The sequence below is a fragment of the Blastococcus sp. SYSU D00922 genome, assembly GCF_054050495.1.
Genome location: NZ_JBJGZL010000009.1, coordinates 41,661 through 62,634 on the forward strand (window position 1 = coordinate 41,661; position 20,974 = coordinate 62,634).

At 74.4% G+C, this 20,974-nt stretch carries 25 protein-coding genes; 7 read left to right on the forward strand and 18 right to left on the reverse strand.

Annotated features, from left to right (window positions below; genetic code table 11):
- Nucleotides 1-15: 15 nt before the first annotated feature.
- Together ACI78T_RS14080 and ACI78T_RS14085 are read left to right on the forward strand one after the other, a co-directional pair.
- A complete protein-coding gene (locus ACI78T_RS14080) occupies nucleotides 16-528 on the forward strand; it encodes a SigE family RNA polymerase sigma factor (protein WP_456558734.1) in 513 nt (170 codons plus the stop codon).
- Complete coding sequence (locus ACI78T_RS14085) at nucleotides 525-1,898, forward strand: hypothetical protein (protein ID WP_456558735.1); 1,374 nt, start codon at nucleotides 525-527, stop codon at nucleotides 1,896-1,898. Before ACI78T_RS14080 ends, ACI78T_RS14085 begins: the two co-directional genes overlap by 4 nt.
- A 4-nt stretch (nucleotides 1,899-1,902) precedes the next feature.
- On the opposite strand, the gene ACI78T_RS14090 is transcribed toward ACI78T_RS14085, so the two are convergent.
- Together ACI78T_RS14090 and ACI78T_RS14095 are read right to left on the reverse strand one after the other, a co-directional pair.
- Nucleotides 1,903-2,205: a hypothetical protein gene (locus ACI78T_RS14090; protein ID WP_456558736.1), complete on the reverse strand. Its 303-nt coding sequence runs from the start codon at nucleotides 2,203-2,205 to the stop codon at nucleotides 1,903-1,905.
- The gene (locus tag ACI78T_RS14095; RefSeq protein ID WP_456558737.1) at nucleotides 2,202-2,654 is read right to left on the reverse strand and encodes a GNAT family N-acetyltransferase; all 453 of its coding nucleotides are present in this window, start codon (nucleotides 2,652-2,654) and stop codon (nucleotides 2,202-2,204) included. The genes ACI78T_RS14090 and ACI78T_RS14095 overlap by 4 nt, the downstream gene beginning before the upstream one ends.
- A 108-nt stretch (nucleotides 2,655-2,762) precedes the next feature.
- Between ACI78T_RS14095 and ACI78T_RS14100 the strand changes: the two genes are divergently transcribed.
- Nucleotides 2,763-3,422 carry a glycosyltransferase family 2 protein gene (locus ACI78T_RS14100; RefSeq protein ID WP_456558849.1) on the forward strand — a complete coding sequence of 220 codons (660 nt, stop codon included), beginning with the start codon at nucleotides 2,763-2,765 and terminating at the stop codon, nucleotides 3,420-3,422.
- Nucleotides 3,423-3,426: 4 nt separating this feature from the next.
- Here ACI78T_RS14100 and ACI78T_RS14105 read toward each other — a convergent pair whose 3' ends face one another.
- The 5 genes from ACI78T_RS14105 to ACI78T_RS14125 form a co-directional block, all read right to left on the reverse strand.
- Entirely contained in the window at nucleotides 3,427-3,930 is a 504-nt protein-coding gene (locus ACI78T_RS14105) for a DUF6328 family protein (protein WP_456558738.1), read from the reverse strand.
- Nucleotides 3,931-4,054: 124 nt separating this feature from the next.
- Complete coding sequence (locus ACI78T_RS14110) at nucleotides 4,055-4,522, reverse strand: PGPGW domain-containing protein (protein ID WP_456558739.1); 468 nt, start codon at nucleotides 4,520-4,522, stop codon at nucleotides 4,055-4,057.
- A gap of 45 nt (nucleotides 4,523-4,567) precedes the next feature.
- Nucleotides 4,568-5,116, reverse strand: a complete 549-nt coding sequence (locus ACI78T_RS14115) for a hypothetical protein (protein WP_456558740.1) — start codon at nucleotides 5,114-5,116, stop codon at nucleotides 4,568-4,570.
- Nucleotides 5,117-5,206: 90 nt separating this feature from the next.
- Nucleotides 5,207-5,476 (reverse strand): DUF2277 domain-containing protein, encoded by a 270-nt coding sequence (locus tag ACI78T_RS14120; RefSeq protein ID WP_456558741.1) that lies wholly within the window; start codon nucleotides 5,474-5,476, stop codon nucleotides 5,207-5,209.
- A 44-nt stretch (nucleotides 5,477-5,520) separates the two neighbouring features.
- Nucleotides 5,521-6,171 (reverse strand): hypothetical protein, encoded by a 651-nt coding sequence (locus tag ACI78T_RS14125; RefSeq protein WP_456558742.1) that lies wholly within the window; start codon nucleotides 6,169-6,171, stop codon nucleotides 5,521-5,523.
- Nucleotides 6,172-6,312: 141 nt separating this feature from the next.
- Between ACI78T_RS14125 and ACI78T_RS14130 the strand changes: the two genes are divergently transcribed.
- Both ACI78T_RS14130 and ACI78T_RS14135 read left to right on the forward strand, forming a co-directional pair.
- Nucleotides 6,313-6,726 (forward strand): hypothetical protein, encoded by a 414-nt coding sequence (locus tag ACI78T_RS14130; protein ID WP_456558743.1) that lies wholly within the window; start codon nucleotides 6,313-6,315, stop codon nucleotides 6,724-6,726.
- Nucleotides 6,727-6,781: 55 nt separating this feature from the next.
- Nucleotides 6,782-7,681: an SDR family NAD(P)-dependent oxidoreductase gene (locus tag ACI78T_RS14135; RefSeq protein ID WP_456558744.1), complete on the forward strand. Its 900-nt coding sequence runs from the start codon at nucleotides 6,782-6,784 to the stop codon at nucleotides 7,679-7,681.
- A 4-nt stretch (nucleotides 7,682-7,685) separates the two neighbouring features.
- On the opposite strand, the gene ACI78T_RS14140 is transcribed toward ACI78T_RS14135, so the two are convergent.
- The 3 genes from ACI78T_RS14140 to ACI78T_RS14150 form a co-directional block, all read right to left on the reverse strand.
- Nucleotides 7,686-8,468 (reverse strand): 3-oxoacyl-ACP reductase, encoded by a 783-nt coding sequence (locus ACI78T_RS14140; protein WP_456558745.1) that lies wholly within the window; start codon nucleotides 8,466-8,468, stop codon nucleotides 7,686-7,688.
- Nucleotides 8,469-8,470: 2 nt separating this feature from the next.
- Nucleotides 8,471-9,841 (reverse strand): aldehyde dehydrogenase family protein, encoded by a 1,371-nt coding sequence (locus ACI78T_RS14145; protein ID WP_456558746.1) that lies wholly within the window; start codon nucleotides 9,839-9,841, stop codon nucleotides 8,471-8,473.
- Nucleotides 9,842-9,920: 79 nt separating this feature from the next.
- Nucleotides 9,921-11,279, reverse strand: coding sequence for a glutamine synthetase family protein (locus tag ACI78T_RS14150; RefSeq protein ID WP_456558747.1), 1,359 nt, complete (start codon nucleotides 11,277-11,279; stop codon nucleotides 9,921-9,923).
- Nucleotides 11,280-11,504: 225 nt separating this feature from the next.
- Between ACI78T_RS14150 and ACI78T_RS14155 the strand changes: the two genes are divergently transcribed.
- The gene (locus ACI78T_RS14155) at nucleotides 11,505-13,040 is read left to right on the forward strand and encodes an amino acid permease (RefSeq protein ID WP_456558748.1); all 1,536 of its coding nucleotides are present in this window, start codon (nucleotides 11,505-11,507) and stop codon (nucleotides 13,038-13,040) included.
- Between the two features lie 4 nt (nucleotides 13,041-13,044).
- On the opposite strand, the gene ACI78T_RS14160 is transcribed toward ACI78T_RS14155, so the two are convergent.
- From ACI78T_RS14160 to ACI78T_RS14170, 3 genes are read right to left on the reverse strand one after another with little or no spacing between them, the layout of a single operon-like run.
- Nucleotides 13,045-13,731 (reverse strand): gamma-glutamyl-gamma-aminobutyrate hydrolase family protein, encoded by a 687-nt coding sequence (locus ACI78T_RS14160; RefSeq protein WP_456558749.1) that lies wholly within the window; start codon nucleotides 13,729-13,731, stop codon nucleotides 13,045-13,047.
- Between the two features lie 21 nt (nucleotides 13,732-13,752).
- Complete coding sequence (locus tag ACI78T_RS14165) at nucleotides 13,753-15,072, reverse strand: PP2C family protein-serine/threonine phosphatase (protein ID WP_456558750.1); 1,320 nt, start codon at nucleotides 15,070-15,072, stop codon at nucleotides 13,753-13,755.
- Nucleotides 15,073-15,124: 52 nt separating this feature from the next.
- Complete coding sequence (locus ACI78T_RS14170) at nucleotides 15,125-15,349, reverse strand: hypothetical protein (RefSeq protein WP_456558751.1); 225 nt, start codon at nucleotides 15,347-15,349, stop codon at nucleotides 15,125-15,127.
- Between the two features lie 20 nt (nucleotides 15,350-15,369).
- Here ACI78T_RS14170 and ACI78T_RS14175 point away from each other — a divergent pair, with 20 nt between their 5' ends.
- A complete protein-coding gene (locus ACI78T_RS14175; RefSeq protein ID WP_456558752.1) occupies nucleotides 15,370-16,002 on the forward strand; it encodes a hypothetical protein in 633 nt (210 codons plus the stop codon).
- Here ACI78T_RS14175 and ACI78T_RS14180 read toward each other — a convergent pair.
- Genes ACI78T_RS14180 through ACI78T_RS14200 form a run of 5 tightly spaced genes read right to left on the reverse strand, consistent with a single transcriptional unit; the run spans nucleotide 15,992 to nucleotide 20,892 of the window.
- Nucleotides 15,992-16,549, reverse strand: coding sequence for a dihydrofolate reductase family protein (locus ACI78T_RS14180; protein WP_456558753.1), 558 nt, complete (start codon nucleotides 16,547-16,549; stop codon nucleotides 15,992-15,994). The two genes, ACI78T_RS14175 and ACI78T_RS14180, sit on opposite strands and share 11 nt — an antisense overlap.
- Before the next feature lie 5 nt (nucleotides 16,550-16,554).
- Complete coding sequence (locus ACI78T_RS14185) at nucleotides 16,555-17,958, reverse strand: MFS transporter (protein ID WP_456558754.1); 1,404 nt, start codon at nucleotides 17,956-17,958, stop codon at nucleotides 16,555-16,557.
- On the reverse strand, nucleotides 17,955-19,067 hold the full coding sequence (locus ACI78T_RS14190; RefSeq protein WP_456558755.1) for a glycerate kinase: 1,113 nt from the start codon (nucleotides 19,065-19,067) through the stop codon (nucleotides 17,955-17,957). Before ACI78T_RS14190 ends, ACI78T_RS14185 begins: the two co-directional genes overlap by 4 nt.
- Complete coding sequence (locus ACI78T_RS14195; protein ID WP_456558756.1) at nucleotides 19,064-20,161, reverse strand: tartrate dehydrogenase; 1,098 nt, start codon at nucleotides 20,159-20,161, stop codon at nucleotides 19,064-19,066. The genes ACI78T_RS14190 and ACI78T_RS14195 overlap by 4 nt, the downstream gene beginning before the upstream one ends.
- Nucleotides 20,158-20,892, reverse strand: coding sequence for a GntR family transcriptional regulator (locus tag ACI78T_RS14200; RefSeq protein WP_456558757.1), 735 nt, complete (start codon nucleotides 20,890-20,892; stop codon nucleotides 20,158-20,160). Before ACI78T_RS14200 ends, ACI78T_RS14195 begins: the two co-directional genes overlap by 4 nt.
- Between the last annotated feature and the right edge of the window lie 82 nt (nucleotides 20,893-20,974).

The following is a 20,974-nucleotide window of genomic DNA, read 5'->3' on the forward strand; positions in this document are numbered from 1 at the left end:
GGGGAGAGGAGCGCGGTGGGGATCGAGGGCGAGGCGGGCTTCCGCGAGTTCGTGCTGCGCCAGCGGGCCGCGCTGCTGCGGACGGCCTACCTGCTCACGGGCGACAGCGGCCACGCCGAGGACCTCGTGCAGACGGCGCTGCTGAAGACCTACCGGCACTGGGACCGCATCCAGGCCCGGGGCGAGCCGACGGCGTACGTCCGCCGCGTCCTCGTCACCACCGCGACCAGCTGGCGCCGCCGGCTCCTGTCGACCGAGCAGGTGATGGACGCCGTGCCCGAGCAGGCCCACTACGACCGCTACCCGGAGAGGAGCGCCGCCGTGATCGACGCCCTGCGCGCCCTGCCGCCGCGGATGCGCGCGGTGGTCGTCCTCCGCTACTACGAGGACCAGACCGAGGTGCAGACGGCGGAGCTGCTCGGCTGCTCCGTCGGCACCGTGAAGACCCAGTCGTCCCGGGCGATGGCCCGGCTGCGGGAGGCGCTCGCCGCCGACCCGTCGCTCCGGCCGGCGGGAGGTGTGGCGTGAACGAGGACGACCTGCGCGACCTGCTGCACGCCGCCGCGGGCCGCGGCGGCCTGGCGCTGATGGACGACGACGCGGCCGTCGACGCCGTGGTCGAAGAGCACAGCACTCAGCGGCGCCGGCGCGTCGCCCTCCTCGCCGTCGCCGCCTGCCTCGTGCTGATCGCCGTCGTGGTGCCGTCGGTGTGGCCGTCGGGCCGGGCGGCGCCGGACCGGGACGTCGCCGCGGCGCCCGCCGCGGTCCTCGACTGGCCGACGCGCGGATCGCTCGCGGGCGACGAGGGCGCGCTCACCGCGGTGCGCGGGCTGCCGTGGTCGGACCCCCAGTGGGCGCCCGACCCCGACCGGCGTCGGGTCGCCTTCCTCGGCGACGTGCCGGGCAGCCGGCGCGCCCTCGTGGTCGGCCCGACGGACGACGGCCACGTGACGGGGCAGTGGTTCAGCGGCGCGGTCGGCGCCGACCCCGCCGTGCTCGCGCCGCAGGGGGCCGTCGAGGTGCTCGACGACGCCAGTTCCGCGAGCTCGACCATCGCGCCCGGCGACGTGCTCGTCGTCCTGGTGGCCCCGGGTGACGGCGTCGAGCTCTCCGAGCGCGTCGAGGTGGGCGTCGACGGCTCGGTCAGCCGCGAGTTCCACCCCGTCGAGGCCCCGGACGGCGTGGCCGTGACGACGGTCGACCTGCCCAACGCCACGGGGAGCCCGGGGATCGTCCGGGTGCTGCACCGCGGTGCCGTGGTCGACAGCCGCCCCGTGCCGGTGAGCTTCGGCGTCGAGGAGGTGTGGGACCCGCCGGTGCTGGTGCCCCTCGACCCCGACAGCGCGCCACCGGTGCCCGAGGCGGTCGACCTGGCGCTGGGCGACGTCCTGGCGCACACCGGGCTGGCCCGGGAGGAGGTGCGGCTGGACCTGCTCTTCTCCGGGCCGGTGCCCGAACCCCCGGGCGCGGGCGAGGCCGTGGACGGCGTCGTGCTGGCGGTGACGCTGCCGAACGGGGCGGTCGTGGTGAGCCTCGCCTGGGCCGACATGGCTGCCGACGGATCCGGCAGCGGTGGCACGTGCGGGATGCAGGCGCACCCGGCGGGCACTCCGGTGGACCGGTTGGCCGTAGGGGCCACCTGCCTGATCACCGGCTCCCCGGGCGACCCGTCGGTCCTCGTCCACTACGCCACGCCCGCCTACGACGAGGTGGAGGTCGATGCCCAAGGCGGCGGCGGCAGCGGGATCCGCAGCCTCGGGTTCGGGTCGATCACCCCGGCTCCCGGCGCGGGCGTCCTGCGGGCCACGGGGACCGGCGTGGAGCCGCTCGAGCTCGCCCTGATCGACACGACGCCGGACGGGATCGTCGACCGCCAGGGGAAGGGGCCGCAGGGCTGAGCCGTCAGGGCAGCCGGTCGAGCAGGATGCCGGCGAACTGCGCGGCGGCCGGGTCGTCGTCGCCGGCCGACCGGAGCCAGGCCACCAGGGCGGGGGCGACGGCGGGGGACAGGGCGGCGATCCACTCGGCCGTCCTGGCGCGCGCCTCGGCGACGTGCTCGGTGCCGCCGTCCGGCGCGTGCGCGACCACCTCCGGCCGGGTGGCGAGCAGGCCGGCGAGCCGCCAGTCCCCGCCGGTGGTCCGGGCGACCAGCGCCTCGAGCCGGTCGGCGGCGTCCCGCAGCCGGGCGGGGACGTCCGGGCTCATGCCGCCTCGCGCAGCATCGGCACGTGCGGGATGCCGTCCTCCACGTAGCCGGGGCCGCTGAGCCGGAACCCGAACTGCTCGTACCAGCCCTGCAGGTGGGCCTGGGCGCCGAGCGTGATCGGGAAGCCCTCGCACAGGGCGATGCCCTCGTGCATCAACCGCGCGGCCAGCCCCCGGCTGCGGAAGCCCGCCGCGGTCGCCACCCGGCCGATCGCCCGGGTGGCGCCGTCGTCGAGCACCCGGATCGTCGCGGCGACCTCGCCGCCGGACTCGAGCCACAGGTGCTCGGTCGCCGGCTCGGTGTCCCGGCCGTCCAGCTCCGGGTAGGGGCACTCCTGCTCGACGACGAAGACGTCGACCCGCAGCCGGCACAGCGCGTAGACCTCGAACGGGGTGAGGTCCGCGAAGCGGGCGCGGCGGAGGCGGAACGGGTCGGCGGGGGTGCTCATGCAGCAGTTCTAGCCCATGCGGTTCACCGTCCCGACTTCCGCCAGACGGGAGACGGCTGGCCCGGCGTCGGTCCGCTGTGCTGAGCTGGTCAGGAACAGGGGGTGGCCATGGACGGCGCCGGGGCGCGGGTCTCCGTCGTCGTCCCCGTGCGCGAGGACGCCGGGACGCTGCGGCCGCTCGCCGACCGGCTCGCCGCAGCCCTGGCCGGTCGCGACTGGCACCTCCGGCTGGTCATCGACGCCTCGACCGACGAGAGCACCGCCGTCGCGGGCGCGCTCGCGGCCGGGAGCCCGCGGATCGCCGTCAGCGGGCTGACGGTCAGCGAGGGTGGCGACGACGCGCTGGTGCGCGGGCTCGCCGCCGAGCCCCGCGCCGACGCCTGGGTCTGCCTCGACGCCGGGTTGAGCGACCCGCCGGAGGAGGTCCCGGCGCTGCTCGACCGGCTGCTTCGCGGCGACGTCGGTGCCGTCTTCGCCGCGCGCCCGGGCGGCTGCCCGCGTCCGCTGCTCGGCCTGCGGCACCGGCTGACCGGGTTGCCCGCCGGCGCCGGGCGGTTCCTGGCCATGGCGGCGGACGTCCGCGACGCGGTGCTGGCCGCCGTCCAGGACGCCGGAGCGCCCAGCGTGGCCCTCGCGGTGACCCGTTCCGGGGCGGCGCTGGCGACGGTCCCCGTGCCGATCGGGCGTCCACCCGCACCCCGCGGTCTGGCCGGGCTGCGGCACTCGGCGCGCTCGGTCGCGTGGGCCGTGCGGGCGCACCAGCGCTGAGCGGTCAGTCCTCCCGCTGCTGGTCGCGGGCCCGCTGGGACAGCGGCGCGACCACCCACCACCAGGCCAGGAGCGCCGCCACGACGCCGGCCGTCACCCAGGCCTGGGTGCGGGAGAACAGCACGTCGGTGACGAGCAGCAGCGCGGACGAGATCGCGACGGCGAGCACGACGAGCCCGGCGAACGCCGTGCGGTTGCTGCGCCGGAGCAGCGCCTCCTTGTCCGCCTGCCGGAACAGCACCCGGTGCTGCGCGGCCGGTGCGATGAGGAGGGCGGTGGCGACGGCGGCCGAGAGCAGCGCGACGAAGTAGACGTCGCGCTGGAACTCGGTGATGTCGTCGGCCACCTCCTGGAACGGCACGATCAGGAGGAACGCGAACAGGAACTGCACGCCGGGCAGCGCGACCCGGAGCTCGTTGAGCAGCTCCATGAGCTCGCGGTCGACCCGTTCCTTGCGCGTCTCGTCGTGGCCCGCGCTGCCGGCGGGCCGCCCGTACGGCGCAGCCATGGGCACCCCCTCGTCCCCGGCCGGGACCGGCTGCCCCGGCTGTCCCGGAGGTATGCCCGGGACTGCGGCCGACGGCACGAGGAGTGCGAGAAGGAGTGATCCCTCGACGTGGCGACGCGGGTGGTCAGATGCCGAGCGCGACCTTCGCGTGGTCGACGAGCTGGAAGTGCCCGACCGCCCAGAAGGCGACGCCGGCCGCGGCCAGGCCGCCCACGGTGACGGCGGCGGAGGAGACCGGGTGCTGCTTCGCGTGCCGCCAGGCGTCCTGCGCCTTGCGCTTGAAGACGGCGAAGAATCGGGCCGCCCACTGGAACTCGCTCGACCAGATCCAGAGACCGATGAGCACCGGCGGGATGGTCAGCGGCCCCGGGAGGGCGGTGAGCGCGATGCCGAGCATGACGAAGAGCAGGCCGGCGACGAAGACGGCGATCCGCCACGGGAGCAGCAGGCTGGGGTTGGCGTGCATCCGCTCCCGGAACGATCCGGGCTTGACCGGACGCGGCTTGCCGAGGCCGTCGGTGCAGTCGGGGCAGCGGGTGGCGCCCTCCGACCGGGTGGCCGGACGGCTGTCGTGCGCGAGGTGGGTGGTCATGGGCCTTCCCCGTGTGGTCGTGCGGAGTGGTCGGACGTGGAGTCGTCAGCGCGCGCTGACGCCCTTGGCGACCTCGGAGGGGCGCTGCTGCTCGCCGGCGTAGGAGCTGAGGGCGACGAGGGCTCCGGTCAGCGCCGGGATCACCCACTGCAGCCGGTCGAGCTGCTCCTGGGCGGCGGCGACGTCGGCCTTGGCCACCTTCGTGCGCTTGCTGGGCCTGGTGCCCGACTTCGAGGGCACGGCACCCGCGGCGGACACGCGCTGGCCCAGCACGCGGCTGTACGCGGTGGCGCCCAGCGCGGCGGCCGTGAGCAGGGTCTTGAGCGTCGACATGGCGGCGACGCCCTGCTGGGCAGCCACCCGCGCCTTGTCCGCGCGGAGCTGGCCGACGCTGCCGATGAGGTGCGCGCCGATGGCTGCCGCGTTCACCGGCGTCCACCGGTCCCAGCCGGCGTTCGCCACGGCACCGGTCGCCGAGTCGGTGCCGGCCTCGCCGGCCGCCGCGTTGAGGGCGACGGCGTTGGCCAGCGTGCCGCCGAACCAGGCGGACAGCCCGAGGTCGTGCAGGGACCGGGACAGGGTGTGGCGCGCCATGGCGGGGCTCCTAGGAAGGGGGAGTGGTGCACCTCTCCCTACCCGCGAGGACCGGCGTCATGCCGGTTGTGCGCAACGCAATCGCTCGGCTCAGGTCCCGTAGCGCAGCGCGGCCCGCTGCCGGGCCTTCGCCGCCTCGACCTCGCGGTCCTTGGGCGGCGCCGTCGTCACCAGTGCGTCGAGCAGCCGCGTCGACGCCGCGGCCACCTCCTGGACGGCGCGCTCGAAGGCGTCGGCGTTCGCGCGGGACGGCTTCGTCGTCCCGCTGATCTTGCGCACGAACTGCAGCGCCGCGGCCTGGATCTCCTCGTCGGTCGCCGGCGGCTCGAAGTTTGACAGCGGGCGGATGTTCCGGCACATGCCCGGCAGCCTAGGAGCGCCGCCGGGCCGTGCCCAGCCCTCCGTCAGGCGTCGAAGCCGGCGCGGTCCACCTTGCGGTGGTAGCGCTCGCCGAGCTTGCCGCCGATCACCGCGCCGAGGAGGGTGACCACCAGGATGGCGACCAGGGTGACGATCCCGGCGACCGTGGCGGTGCCCTCGTCGATGGGGATGCGCGGCAGGTTGAGCTGCTGGAGCACGTTGTACTGCGCCCCGGCGATCACCCCGACCGCCCCGAGCACGAGGACGACCAGCAGCCCGATCAGCCAGACGGCCAGGCCCTGGCGGGCGCCGTCGAAGCGGGACATCCGGCCGGCGACGTACCCGCCGGCGAGGTAGGCGACGAAGAGGACGACGAGGATGGCGATGCCGCCCCCGATGCCGATCTGCTCGGCCTGCTGGGCCGCCTCGTCGGCGGTGTCGACGCCCTGGGCCAGCCCGAGCGCGACGCCCGCGGCCGAGAGGAGGGCGATCAGCAGGACGGCGAGGCCGTTGGCCGACAGCCAGCCGAAGAACGCCGCGCCCCACTTGATGCCGCCGAAGACGGCGCGCTGGGCGGCCACCGCCTCGCGCGGCGTCGCGCGGGACACCGTCGCGCCCTCGGTGCGGATGGGCGCCGTCGGCTGCGTTCCGTCGTGCTGGGACCCGTCGTGCCGGGTGGGCTGGTTCTCCGCCATGCTGAATCTCCTCCGTGCCGTCGGGCCTTCGTCGATCCCCCTGCCATCCGGCGCCGGATGTCCGCGGGGCGCACGGGCAAACCGCCACGACGAGCCGGTCGCCCGTCCGGGTGACGCGCGCCACCCGGACGGAGGACGGCGATGACGGTGCTCCTGGTCGACGCGGCCAACGTCGTCGGCTCCCGTCCCGACGGCTGGTGGCGGGACCGCGCGGGCGCGGCGGCCCGGCTGCTGAGCGGGCTGGCCGCGCTGCCCGGCCGGTCTGTGACGGGTCCGGACGGCGGTGAGCTGGTCTGCGACGACGTCGTCGCCGTCGTCGAGGGGCGGGCGCGGGACGTCCCCGCGCCCGACGGCGTCACGGTCGAGCGGGCCGCCGGCAGCGGGGACGACGCCCTCGTCGCCTGCGCGGACCGGCTGGTGACCGAGGGCCGCGACCTCCTCGTCGTCACCGCCGACCGCGGCCTGCGCGACCGCCTGCCGGCCGGTGCCGCGGTGACCGGCCCAGGGTGGCTGCTGGAGCTCCTCGACGAGATAGGTCGTGCACGACCGGCATGACGGCGCGGCGGCTCGGGTAGCCCGACGGCCACGTCGTCCTGGAGGAGCTGAGCCCGTGCCCACACCCACCGACCCCGACGGCCCGCAGCGGGTCCTGATCACCGGGGCCTCGAGCGGCATCGGTCGCGCGACCGCGATCGAGCTGGCCGGCCGGGGGTCCCGCCTGGTCCTCGTGGCCCGCGGGCGCGAGTCGCTGGAGGAGGCGGCGGCCGAGGCCCTGTCCGCGGGGGCGGCGGAGGCGCTGGTCCGGCCCGCGGACGTGACCGATCCCGACGCCGTCCAGGCCGCGGTCGACGACGCCGTCGCCGAGTTCGGCGGGCTCGACGTCGTCGTGCACGCCGCCCAGGTGATGGCGTACGGGCGGATCGAGGACGTGCCCCGGGAGGTGTACGAGCGGACGGTCGACACCGCCGTGCACGGCACCGCGAACGTGGCCCGTTCCGTCCTGCCGGTCTTCCGGAAGCAGGGCGCCGGTCACCTCGTCGTCGTCAACTCGCTGCTGGGCAACATCGCCGCCCCGCTGATGGGCAGCTACGTCACGGCGAAGTGGGGTCAGCTCGGCCTCATCCGCGTGCTGCAGCAGGAGACGCGCGACGAACCGGGCATCTCGGTCTCGGCGGTGCAGCCCGGTGGCGTCGACACCCCGATCTACTTCCAGGGCGCGACGTGGGCCGGCAGCACGGGCCGCCCGCCGCCGCCGGTGTACTCGCCGCAGCGGGTCGCCCGGGCGGTGCTGTCCACGGTCGACCGGCCGCGGCGGATCGTGCAGTCGGGGATCTTCAACCCGCTCATCACCGCCGGTTTCCGGCTGGTGCCGGGCGTGTTCGACCTGCTGGTCGGGCCCCTGCTCCAGCGGATGGCGATCGCGGGCGACGACGCGCCCCCGACGGAGGGCAACGTCTTCGAGTCCAAGCCGGCCGGCAACGCCACGGAGGGTCGCTGGCGCAGCATCTGACCGGCTACAGCGGCGTCACGTAGGCGCCGCTGATCCCGCCGTCGACCAGGAACTCCGACGCCGTGATGAACGAGGAGTCGTCGCTGGCCAGGAACGCCACGGCCGCGGCGATCTCCTCGGGCTCGGCGAACCGCCCGAACGGGATGTGCACCAGGCGGCGTGCGGCCCGCTCGGGGTACTTGGCGAAGAGCTCCTGGAGCAGCGGGGTGTTCACCGGCCCGGGGGAGAGCGCGTTCACGCGGATGCCCTCGCGGGCGAACTGCACGCCCAGCTCGCGGGACATCGCGAGCACGCCGCCCTTGGACGCGGTGTAGGAGATCTGCGACGTCGCCGCACCCATGCGGGCCACGAAGGACGCCGTGTTGATGATCGAGCCGCGGCCCCTCGCCTGCATGTGCGGGATGGCGGCCTTGCAGCACAGGTAGACCGAGGTCAGGTTGACCTCCTGCACCCGGCGCCAGGCGTCCAGCCCGGTGGTGAGGATCGAGTCGTCGTCCGGCGGCGAGATGCCCGCGTTGTTGAACGCGACGTCGAGCCCGCCGTAGGTGTCGACGGCGGCCTGGAAGAGGGCGTCCACCTGCTCGGGAGACGTGACGTCGACCTGCACGAAGGTGCCGCCGACCTCCTCGGCCGCCGCCTTGCCGGTGCCGGGGTCGATGTCGCCCACGACGACGTGCGCGCCCTCGCTCGCGAACCGCCGCGCCGTCGCCAGCCCGATCCCGCTCGCCCCGCCGGTCACCACGGCAACCCGGTCCACCAGCCGGCGCACCACTGCCTCGTCGGCCACGCTCATCCTTCCGTCGACAGGAACACGTTCTTCTCCTCGGTGAAGGAGTGCAGCGCGTCCGGGCCGAGCTCCCGGCCGAGGCCGGACTGCTTGAAGCCCCCGAACGGCGTCGAGTAGCGCACCGAGGAGTTGCTGTTGACCGACAGGTTGCCGGCCTCGATCCCGCGGGAGACCCGCAGCGCGCGGCCCAGGTCGCGGGTCCAGATCGACCCGGACAGGCCGTACTCGCCCTGGTTGGCGATCCGCACGGCGTCGTCCTCGTCCTCGAACGGGACGACGGCCACGACGGGTCCGAAGATCTCCTCGGTCACCGCCCGGTCCTCGGGGTCGACCGGCGCGAGGACGGTCGGCGGGAACCAGAACCCGGGGCCCTCGGGCGCCGTGCCGCGGAACGCGACCGGGGCGCCGTCGGGTACGTAGGAGGCGACGCGGTCCCACTGGCCGCGGCTGATCAGCGGGCCCATCTCGGCGGTGTCCAGCGACGGGTCCTCCACGCGGAGGTTCGTCACCGCCGGCTCGAGCAGCTCGAGGAACCGATCGTAGGCCGAGCGCTGCACGAGGATCCGCGAGCGGGCGCAGCAGTCCTGCCCGGCGTTGTCGAACACGGCGTAGGGCGCACCGGCCGCCGCCTTCTCCAGGTCGGCGTCGGCGAAGACGACGTTGGCGCTCTTGCCACCGAGCTCGAGGGTCACTCGCTTGACCCGCTGCGCGCAGCCGGCCATGACGCCCTTGCCGACCTCGGTGGAGCCGGTGAAGACGATCTTGCGGACGTCCGGGTGCTCGACCAGCCGCTGCCCGACGACCGAGCCCTTGCCGGGCAGCACGGTGAACACGTCCTCGGGCAGGCCCGCCTCGAGCGCCAGCTCGCCGAGGCGCATCGCGGTCAGCGGGGTGAGCTCGGCGGGCTTGAGCACGACCGTGTTGCCGGCGGCGAGCGCGGGGGCGAACGCCCAGCCGGCGATCGGCATCGGGAAGTTCCACGGCACGATCGCGCCGACGACGCCCAGCGGCTCGTGGAAGGTGATGTCGACGCCCCCGCTCACCGGGATCTGCTTGCCGATCAGCCGTTCCGGTGCCGCGCTGTAGTAGGTCAGGACGTCGCGGACGTTGCCGGCCTCCCATCGGGCGTTGCCGATGGTGTGCCCGGAGTTGCGCACCTCGAGCTGCGCCAGCTCCTCCACGTGCGCGTCGACCTGCTCGGCGAACCGGCGCAGCAGCCGCCCGCGGTCGGCCGGGGCGACCCGGCGCCAGTCCTCGAAGGCGCGACGGGCCCGCGCGACGGCGGCGTCGGTCTGCTCGACGTCCGCAAGCGGGACGGTGGTCAGGACCTCTTCGGTGGCGGGGTTGACGACGTCGTAAGACGTACTGCTCACAGCGTCACCGGTTCGCTCCCGCGGGGCGCTCCGCTCCTCGCTCGCTGGCGCTCGCTGCGATGCTCACGCCCCTGTCCGCTCACAGCCGCTCGAACCCCCGGAACCTCTCCCAGTCGGTGACCGCACGCCCGAAGGCCGCCAGCTCGACGGCGGCCATGTTGGCGTAGTGGTCGACCACGTCGTCGCCGAATGTAGTGCGGGCGAAGTCGCTGGCCACCCAGAGGTCGCGGGCCTCGCCGAGGCTGGTCGGCACGTGCTCGGCGGAGGGGTCCTCGTAGGCGTTGCCCTCGAACGCCGGCTCCAGCTCGAGCCGCTCCTCGATGCCCGCGAGCCCGGCCGCGACGATCGCCGCCGTCGCCAGGTAGGGGTTCACGTCGCCGCCGGGGATCCGGTTCTCCAGCCGCAGCGAGGCGCCGTGCCCGACCAGCCGGAACGCGCAGGTGCGGTTGTCGCGGCCCCAGCGCAGCGCGGTGGGGGCGAAGGAGCCCTCGACGAAGCGCTTGTAGGAGTTGATGTTGGGCGCGAGCAGCAGGGTGAGCTCGCGCACGTACTTCAGCTGCCCGGCGACGAACGACCGGCCGACGTCGGAGAGGCCGTCCCCGTCCGCGAGCACCAGCGCGCCGTCGGTGCCGCGGAAGCTGCAGTGGACGTGGCACGAGTTGCCCTCGCGCGCGTCGAACTTCGCCATGAAGGTCAGCGCCATGCCCTCCTGGGCGGCGATCTCCTTGGCGCCGTTCTTGTAGATGACGTGGCCGTCGCAGGTGCGGCACGCCTCGTCGTAGAGGAAGGCGATCTCGTGCTGGCCGAGGTTGCACTCGCCCTTGGCCGACTCGACGACCAGCCCGGCACCGGTCATGTCGTTGCGGATGCGCCGCAGCAGCGGCTCGATCCGCGCGGTGCCCAGGACGGAGTAGTCGACGTTGTACTGGTTGGCCGGCGTGAGGTCCCGGTAGCCGGAGCTCCACGCCTGCTCGTAGGTGTCCCGGAAGACGAGGAACTCCAGCTCGGTCCCCACGAAGGCCTGCATGCCGGCCGCGGCCAGGCGACCGGTCTGCCGGGCGAGCACCTGCCGCGGCGAGGCGACGACCGGGCTGCCGTCCTCCCAGCGGAGGTCGGCGAGCACCATCGCCGTCCCCGGGTTCCACGGCACCGGCCGCAGCGTGGAGAGGTCCGGCTGCATCACGAAGTCGCCGTAGCCGCGCGACCACGACGACATCGCGTAGCCCTCGACGGTGTTCATGTCCACGTCCACGGCGAGCAGGTAGTTGCAGCCCTCGGTGGCGTGCTCCAGGACCACGTCCAGGAAGTACCGGGCGTGCAACCGCTTGCCCTGCAGACGGCCCTGCATGTCGGTGAACGCGACGAGCACGGTGTCGATCTCGCCGGAGCCGACCTGCCGGCGCAGCTCGTCCACGCTGAGGACCGGCTCCGAGCTCATCCGCGCACCTCCGTCCGGGCTGACCCGGCGGATGGGTCAGAGGCGGACCCTAAGCGCCCGTCGCCGCGGGCCACAAGCCGCGACCCGTCGGCGTGACCTGGCCGTTTCCGTCCGGCCACGGTCCTGCATCGGTCCGGTCGCAGGTACGTCCGCCTCTTGACCAGCGGCCGTCCACGGCCCACCCTGACCGGCCACCGAGCAAGCCGACCTCCCAGGGAGACGCGCATGTCCGCACCTCAGCCCCGCGGCGCCTCGGGCGTCACGTACACGCACGCGGCGGAGGGCTACTTCGACAAGCGGGGGCTGACCCGGACCGCCGGGTTCTGGGGGCTGTGGGGCCTCGGCGTCGCCGCGGTCATCTCCGGCGACTTCTCCGGGTGGAACTTCGGCATCGGCGGCGCCGGCTGGGGCGGCTTCCTCATCGCCACGGTCGTCGTGACGCTGATGTACGTCACGATGATCGGCAGCATCGGCGAGATGTCGGCGGCCATGCCGCACACGGGAGGGGCCTACTCCTTCGCCCGATCGGCGATGGGCCCGTGGGGCGGCTTCGTCACCGGGCTGGCCGAGACGATCGAGTACGTCGCGACGACGGCGGTGATCGTCTACTTCTCCGCCTCGTACGCCGACAGCATCACCGACGAGCTGTTCGGGCTGTCGATGCCGAGCTGGGTGTGGTGGCTGATCCTCTACGCGATCTTCCTGCTGCTGAACATCGCCGGCGCGGAGGTGTCGTTCCGCTTCGCCGTCGTCGTCGCGGTGCTCTCGCTGGCGGTCATCGCGCTGTTCGCCGTCATGGCGCTGTTCTCCGGCGCCCTGGACTTCGGCAAGCTCTTCGACACCGACCCGACCGGCGGCAACAGCGAGTTCGTGCCGTTCGGCTGGTGGGAGGTCGTCCTTGCGATGCCGTTCGCCATGTGGCTCTACCTCGGCATCGAGGAACTGCCGCTGGCGGCCGAGGAGTCGCACATGCCCGCACGCGACATCCCGCGCGCCGGCATGTGGGGCCTGGGCACGCTGATCATCAGCGGTGGCCTCGTCCTCGTGCTGAACCCGGCGGTGGTCGGTGCCTCGGCGATCGGGGAGGCCGGCGAGCCGCTGCTGGACGGCTTCCGGGCGATCCTGCCCAACAGCGACGTCGCGGCGATCCTGTCGCTGTTCGCGCTGATCGGCCTGTTCGCCTCGCTGCAGGGGATCATGTACGCCTACGGGCGCAACATCTACTCGCTCTCGCGGGCCGGCTACTACCCGAAGGTCCTGTCCCTGACCGGCACCCGCAAGACCCCGTGGATCGCCCTCGTGGTCGGCGCGGTGATCGGCGTCGTGGCGCTCGTCCTGGTCGACACCGGCGGCGAGACGGCCGGCGCGATCGTCCTCAACATCGCCGTGTGGGGCGCGGTCATCGCCTACCTGCTCCAGATGGTCGCCTACGTGATGCTGCGCCGGAAGTTCCCGAACGCCAGCCGTCCCTACCGCAGCCCGTTCGGCGTGCCCGGCGCCGTCTTCGCCGGTGCCGTCGCGGCGCTGATCTTCGTCGGCGTCATGCTGAACGAGGCCTACCGCGAGGCGATCGTGGCGATCGCGGTCATCTACGTCGTCGCGCTCGTCGGCTTCGCGGTCTTCGGCCGGCACCGGCTCGTCCTCTCGCCGGAGGAGGAGTACGCGATGTCCGGTGGGCTGCACGGCGACCCGCAGGAGGAGGGATACGGCGCCATCGACGTCGAGGACATCGACCCGGAGGCGCGCTCGCGCACCAGCTGAGGGGTCAGCCGGCCGCCGCCACGTGCGCGGCGAACAGGCGGTGGTCGGCGCCCTCCTCCGGGTGCCACTGCACGCCCAGGCAGAACCGGCGGCCGGCCGCCTCGACAGCCTCGACCACGCCGTCCTCCGCCCACGCGGACGGCGTCAGCTCCGGCGCGATCCGGTCGACCGCCTGGTGGTGGTGGCAGGCCACCGGCGCGGTCGGGCCGAGGATCCGGTGCAGCGCGGAGCCGGGCTCCGTCCGGACCTCGCGCGGGTGGTACGTGCCGGGGCCGGGGTCGTGCGTGCCGGTGTGCTCTACGTCGGGCAGGTGCTGCACGAGGTCGCCGCCCAGCGCGACGTTGAGCAGCTGCATCCCGCGGCAGATGGCCAGCAGTGGCATGTCCCGGTCGAGCGCGACCTGGAGTGCGATGAGTTCGGACTCGTCGCGCTCCGGCCGCACGACGGCGGTGTGCGGACCGGGCGACTGGCCGTAGCGGGCCGGGTCCACGTCGGCCCCGCCGGCGACGACGAGCCCGTCCAGCCGGCCGACGACCTCGGCGCTGATCGCGCCCGTGGGCAGGAGCACCGGCTCGCCGCCGGCCTCGGCGACGGCGTCCGCGTACGAGGCGGGGAGCAGGACGGCGGGCACGTGCCACGTGCCCCACTTCGCCTGCTCCCGGTAGGTGGTGATGCCGATCAGCGGGCGCATGCCGTCAGTGTGCCGGGTCGGCTACCCGGGCTCCTGCTCGCTCGTCGGGCGGGCCTCCGGGATGTCGGGGGAGAGCTCGTCGTCGTGCGGCGGCTGCTTCCACTCGACCAGGAGCAGCGAGGCGTCGTCGCTGGTGCGCCCCAGCCGGGCGTCCATGAGCGCGTGGGACAGCCGCCGGATCGTCTCCGGTGCCCGCAGCCCTTCGGCCGTGCTCTGCTCGATGAGCTCGCGCAAGCGGTGCTCGCCGAACTGCTCGCCGCCGTCGAGGCGTTCCTCCACCACGCCGTCGGTGAAGAACAGCACGCGGTCACCGGGCTCCAGCTGCACCTTCTCCACGCGGGGCTCCGCCCCGTCGCCGAGCCCGAGGGGACGCGTCGTCGGACCGGGCAGCTCGTCCACCACGCGGCAGCCGCGCACGAGCAGCGCCTCCGGGTGACCGGCGTTGACGTAGGTCAGGACACCGCTGCGGGTGTCGAGCTGCCCGAGGTGGGCGGTGGCGAACCGCCCGGGGCACGAGGTCGCGACGACCTGGTCCATGTCCGCGCACAGCCGGTCCAGGTCGGCGCCGCCGCGGCGGCCGTGGCGGTAGGCGGCGATGACGACCGTCGACATGGTCGCCGCGTCGAGGCCGTGCCCCATCGCGTCGAAGACCGCGAGGTGGAGGGTGTGGTCGTCGTAGGCGTAGTCGAAGCAGTCGCCGCCCACCTCGTACGCCGGCTCGAGGATGCCGGCGAGGTCGAGCTCCGGCGTCTTCATCGACAGCGGGGGCAGGGTCTGCCACTGCAGCTCCGCGGCCAGGCTCATCGGCCGGGTGGTGCGGGTCTGGGCGAAGGTGTCGGTGTACTCGCTCTTGGTCACGACGAGGTCCGCGACGAGCCCGGCCAGCCGCTGAGCGAGCCGGCGGTCGTGCTCGTTCACCTCGGGCAGCGTGAAGGACAGGACCCCGACGCGGTCGGAGCCGTCGAGCATCGGCAGGTGCAGCCGCACCCCGCCGTCGACGTCGGTCTCGACGGGCTCCTCCGTGGCGAAGGCCCGCCCGGTGTCGGTGCCGTCGATGGTCAGCACCTCGGCGTGGAGCCCCGGACCCCGCAGCGGCTGGAGCGTGCGCTGGTCGTAGTCCTGGAGGTGGACGGCGACGTCCCGGCAGCCCAGGCCGTTCAGCTCCTGGGCGACCAGCGGCCCGACCAGCCGGGGCGGGATGAGGTGCGCCCGGTCCAGGAGGGAGCCGAGCACCCGCTCGCCGAGGCTCTCCTCGCGGATCGCGACGTCCTCGCGGTCACGGAAGCCGACCGTCGGTCCCTGCTCCTCGGCGCGGTCCACGTCCTGCGTCTCGTCTCCCACGTTGCTTGCATGCACGGCCCGGACAGGGGCGAAACGTGACGTCGTCGGCCGGCTACCGACGGAGCAGGCGGGCCAGGCGGTGCGTGCGGCCGGCGGTCAGCTCGGCGGGCGTGGCGGGCTCCGGGTGCTCGACCAGGCCGGCGTGCCGCTCGTGCAGCCGGGCCCGGACGTCGTCGGGCGTGTAGGCCCGGCGCTGGCGTTCGTTGCGGGCCAGCACCGCACCACCAGCGGCGACACCCGCGAGACCGGCAAGTCCGAGCAGCTTCCAGAGGCGCACGGTCCGTAACGTAGCGGCTCGTGCCCGAGCTGACGCTGGACCAGGCGGTCGACCTCACGCGGACCGGCGACGTCTGGGTGTTCCGCGGCCCGTCGCTGGCCGACCGCGCGATCCGCGCGCTGACCAACGCGCCGGTGAACCACGTCGGCATGGCCGTGGTCCTCGAGGACCTCCCGCCGCTGCTCTGGCACGCGGAACTGGGGAAGTCGCTGCCCGACGCGTGGACCGGTGAGCACCAGCGCGGCGTGCAGCTGCACGACCTGCGCGACGCCGTCACCACCTGGCGCCGCCGGTACGGGCAGAAGGCGTGGCTGCGCCAGCTCGTGGGCCCGGCGGAGGACGCCGGGGTCACGCCCGCCATGGAGGACGCCGTGCTCCGCACCATCGCGCGCCTCGACGGGCGGCCGTTCCCGACCACGCGCGGCCTCGTGCGCGGCTGGGTGAACGGTCGGTTGCGCCGGCAGACCGCCGCGGAGACGGTGTTCTGCGCCGAGCTGGTCGCCGCGACCTACACCGCGATGGAACTGCTGCCGAGCGACCGGCCGCTCAACGCGTACGACCCGGGCAGCTTCTGGTCCGGTGACGACCTCGAGCTGCTCCAGGGCGCCCGGCTGGGGCCGGAGATCCCGGTGGACGTGCCGCTCAGCGACTGACCACCCGGTAGGTCGACTGCACCATGCCGCCGGGGAACGTGCGGGTGTCCGCGTGCTCGAGCGGGATGTCCGCGGCGAGCTCGCCGAACGGGGTGTGCCCGGTCCCGATGAGCACCGGCACCCGGGAGAGCGTCAGGTCGGCGACGAGCCCCGCGCGCAGGAACTGGTGCACCGTCCGGCCGCCGTCGACGTACACCCGGCGGTACCCGGCCGCGGTCGCCGCCTGCACCGCCTCGTCCAGGGTGCGGTGGACGGTGATGCGGGCGTCGGCCCCGGGTTCGAGCGTCGTGCTGAGCACGTGCACCGGCTTGCCCTGGTACGGCCACTCGCCGAAGGGCGCGATGAAGTCGTAGGTGCTGCGGCCCATCACCAGGGCGTCGATGCCGGAGACGAAGTCGTCGAACCCGAAGTCGCCGCCCGCGCCGTCGTCCGGGGCGCCGCCGCCCTCGGAGCCGCCGGTGAGCCAGGTGATGTCGCCGTCCAGACGGGCGATGAACCCGTCGACGCTCATGCCGAGGAACACGTGCGCGGTGAACGAGGCATCCATGCGGGTCAGCGTGCAGGAGGGGTACGACGTTTCTCGCCGACGCGGCGCACCCCGCGGTCGGCCACGGTGAGCGCGAGCAGAGCAGCGGACAGGCCCAGCATGAGGAACGCCAGGTCGTGCAGGCCGGCCGTGTCCGCGCGGTCGGGGTAGGCGAGCCCGATCGCCCCCGCGGCGACGATCGCGCCCAGGTAGGAGAAGGTCCGCAGGAGGCCCGCCGACGACGCCGTCCGCGCCGGATCGGCCTGCACGTACACGGCGTTCTGGTTCGCCAGACCGATCAGGCCGAGCGGGATCCCGGCCGTCAGCGGGATGGCGACGAGCAGCCAGGACGGGCTCTCCGGGCCCAGGACCAGCAGCAGCCCGGCGACCACGGCCTGGGTGGCCGCCCCGACGAGGAGCTTGCCGCGGATCGCCGCGCGGCGGCCGGTCACCGCCGACACCACGATCGCCGTGCCGAACATGGGTGCGAGCAGCAGCCCGGCGTGCGGGGCCGTCAGCCCGCGGCCGTCCTGGAGCCACTGGGGAAAGCCGAAGAAGTAGGCGTACGCGGCGCACTGGGCCAGGAACGCCCGGCCGTAGGTGGCCAGCAGCGACGGGTTCCCGGCCAGCAGCCGCAGGTCGACGAACGGGTCGGAGGCGCGCAGCTCCCGCAGGACCAGGCCCGCGGCCGCCAGCACCGACACCGCAGGCAGCCACCAGAGCCCCGGGGCGGGGTCCATGAGGAAGAGCAGCAGGGCGACGAGCGTGACCGAGAACAGGCCGATGCCCGCGAGGTCCAGCCGCGTGCGGACGGCGCCGTCGGACGGCCACCGGCGCGGCAGGAGCCACCAGCCCAGGGCCAGGCAGGCGATCGCGAGCGGCACGTTGACGGCGAACGTGGCCCGCCAGCCGCCGACGCCGATCAGCAGCCCGCCCAGCGGTGGGCCGAGGACGGCGACGGTCTGGGCGGACACCGCGAGGACCGTCAGCACGCCCTGGGGACGGTCGGTCCCGGTCCGCCGCGCTTCGCTCCGGATCAGCGCCATCGCCGCGGGGTAGCCGGCGCAGGTCCCGAACCCGATGACGACGCGGGCGGCCACGAGCACCGGCAGCGACGGGGCGACCGTTCCGAGCAGGCCGCCGGCGCCGATCAGGACGGCACCGGCGAGGTAGAGCCGCCGTGCGCCGTAGGCGTCGACGAGCCGCCCGACCACCGGCTGGCCGATCGCCGTGGCCAGGTACAGGGAGGAGACCAGCCACGCCGTCTCGGCGGGCGGGGCGCCGAGCGCCGCGCCGATCGGGATCAGCGACACCGCGATGATCGACGAGTTCACCGGGTTGAGGACCGCACCCAGCACCAGCGGGGCGACCAGCCGGCGGTCGAAGCCCGCCCGTCCCGCCGTGGTCGGCGTCGTGGTCGTCGTCGTCATCGCGACCGGGGCGCGTACCGGCGGGCCAGCTCCGCGCCCGCCGCCTCCAGCCAGCGCACCGGTTCGGCCAGCGCGGCCTCCTCCCCGCCGGCGAGGTCGACCAGCGCGACGGCGGCGGCGAAGTCGTCGGTGGGGACGGTCGTGCTCCCGGCGACGAGCAGGAGGGGCACGCCCGCCGCACGCGCGAGCGACCGCACGTGGGAGGCGACCTTGCCGGCGGCCGTCTGCGCGTCGTACCGGCCCTCGCCGGTGACGACCGCGTCGGCCCCGGCCACCAGACGGGGGAGCCCGACGGCGGCGGCGACCGACGCTGCCCCAGAGGACAGGGTGGCGCCCCACAGCCGCAGGCCGAAGCCGGCTCCGCCGGCGGCGCCGGCCCCCGGTTCCGCGGGGTCCCCGCCGGTCAGGTCCGCGAGCCTGCGCAGGCTGGCCTCGAGCCGGGGGACGTCGTCCGGCCCGGCGCCCTTCTGCGGCCCGAAGACGGCGGCGGCACCGCGGACCCCGAGCAGCGGTGCGTCCACGTCACCGAGCACGACCGCACCCCCGGCCGGCAGCGGCCGCAGGCCGCCGAGGTCGACGCGGTCCAGCAGACCCAGGCCGGCGTTGCCGAGCGGCACCGGACGTCCCGAGGCATCGAGGAACCGCGCGCCCAGCGCGGTGAGCAGGCCGGCCCCGCCGTCGGTGCTCGCGCTCCCGCCGAGGCCCAGCAGCAGCCGATGCACCCCCGCGTCGAGGGCAGCGGCGACCGCCTGGCCGAACCCGAGGCTGGAGGCGCGGAAGGGGTCGGGGGTGCCCATGAGCGTCAGGCCGCTCGCCGCCGCCAGCTCCACGACCCCCGTGCCGTCCGGGAGGAGCAGCCAGTCGCACGCCACCGGCCGCCCGTCCGGGCCGTCCACCTCGACCGGCACCCGCCGGGCACCCGCCACCGCAGTGGCGAAGGCGTCGAGGGTGCCCTCACCGCCGTCCGCCATGGGGGCGAGCAGCACCCGGTCCCGCGGTCGCTCGGTCAGCCAGCCGTCGCGGACCGCCGCGGCGACCTGGGCCGCCGCGGCCGACCCCTTGAACGAGTCCGGCGCGACGAGCACGCGCACCGGCCCCGGGGCGCTCATGCGCCGGCCGCGCCGAGCTCGCGCACGCGGTCGGCGATCGCTGCTCCCAGCTCCGCCGTCGTCCCGGTGCCCTGGAGGTCGGGGGTGAGCGGTGCGCCTGACGGACCTGCCGCCAGCACGTCCTCGACGGCCGTCAGCACGGCGGCTCCGGCCTCGGCGAAGCCGAGGTGGTCGAGCATCATCGACGCGCACCAGATCTGGCCGACCGGGTTCGCGATGCCCTTGCCCGCGATGTCCGGCGCGGATCCGTGGACGGGCTCGAACAGGCTGGGGGAGGTGCGGTCGGGGTTGATGTTCGCGCTCGGCGCGATGCCGATCGTGCCGGTGCAGGCGGGACCGAGGTCGGACAGGATGTCCCCGAACAGGTTGCTGGCGACGACGACGTCGAACCGGTCGGGGTGCAGGACGAAGCTCGCGGCGAGCGCGTCGATGTGCTGCTTGTCCCAGCGGACCTCGGGGAAGTGCGCGGCCATCGCCTCGACCCGCTCGTCCCAGTACGGCATGGAGATCGAGATCCCGTTGCTCTTGGTCGCCGACGTCAGGTGCCGCTCCGGGCGGCGGTCGGCGACCTCGAAGGCGTACCGGAGCACCCGGTCCACGCCGGTGCGGGTCATCACCGTCTCCTGGAGCACCGTCTCCCGCTCGGTGCCCTCGAAGATCCGGCCGCCGATGCTGGAGTACTCGCCCTCGGTGTTCTCGCGGACGACGAGGAAGTCCACCTCGCCCGGCTCGCGGCCGGCCAGCGGGCTGCGCACGCCGGGCATCAGCCGGCAGGGCCGCAGGTTCACGTACTGGTCGAAGGTGCGCCGGAACTGGAGCAGGCTGCCCCACAGCGACACGTGGTCGGGCACCACCTCCGGCCACCCCACGGCGCCGAAGAAGATCGCGTCGTAGATCTGGAGCGTGTCCTCCCAGTCGGCGGGCAGCATCGTGCCGTGCCGCTGCCAGTGCTCGGCGCTCGCGAAGCCGAACTCGTCGAACGACAGGTCCAGCCCGTGCGAGCCGGCGACGGCGTCGAGCACGGCGAGGCCCTGGGGGACGACCTCGGTGCCGATGCCGTCCCCGGGGACGACGGCGATCCGGTGCGCGGTCACCGCCCGGTCTCCCGGGTGCGGGCGCGCAGCGCGTCGAGCCCGCCCTGGGCGTCGGCGACGTCGATCCGCTCGGCGGCCACCGCGTCCCCGGCGCGCAGCGCCCGGACCAGTGCGCGGTGGCTGCCGTACCTGTCGAGGCCGAAGCTCTCGTCGGCGGCGATCTCCTCGAGCAGGCGGGCCCGCCGCTCGGGACGGGAGAACACCCGCGACTGCTCGAGCAGGCGGACCAGCACCGGGTTGCCGGCGCACGCCTCCACCGCGTCGTTGAACTCCTGCATGAGGTCGAGCAGGGCGGTGACGTGCCGCTCGATGTCCTCGCCGTTGCGGTAGCGGGTGGTGAGCACGATCAGCTGGTCGTCGGCCTCGTCGAGGATCGCGTCGAGCCGGTCCAGCTGCTCGGGCGTGGCGTGCCGCGCGGCGAAGCGGGCCACCAGGCCGCGGAGGGCCACCTCGACCTCGGCGAGGTCGTCGATGGCGCGGTCGTGCATGTCGGTGACGACGACGGTGCGCGGACCGAGGCGCTGGATGAGCCCGTCCTGCTCCAGCCGCCGGATGGCCTCGCGGACCGGCGTCGGGCTGACCGCCAGCTCCTCGGCCAGCCCGCGCTCGGTCACCTTCTGGCCCGGCCGCAGCTCGCCAGAGCCGATGCGCTCGCGCACGGCGCGGTACACGAGGTCGGCCCGGGTCGCCCCGGCGTCCTCGGCCTGGATCGATCGTGTCGGCACCGTCATGGGGAGAGCATAGCGATCGCATGGCAAATCTGCGATGCAACGGTTGACATCGTTGCTATAGCAACTACGGTGACCGCAGCCA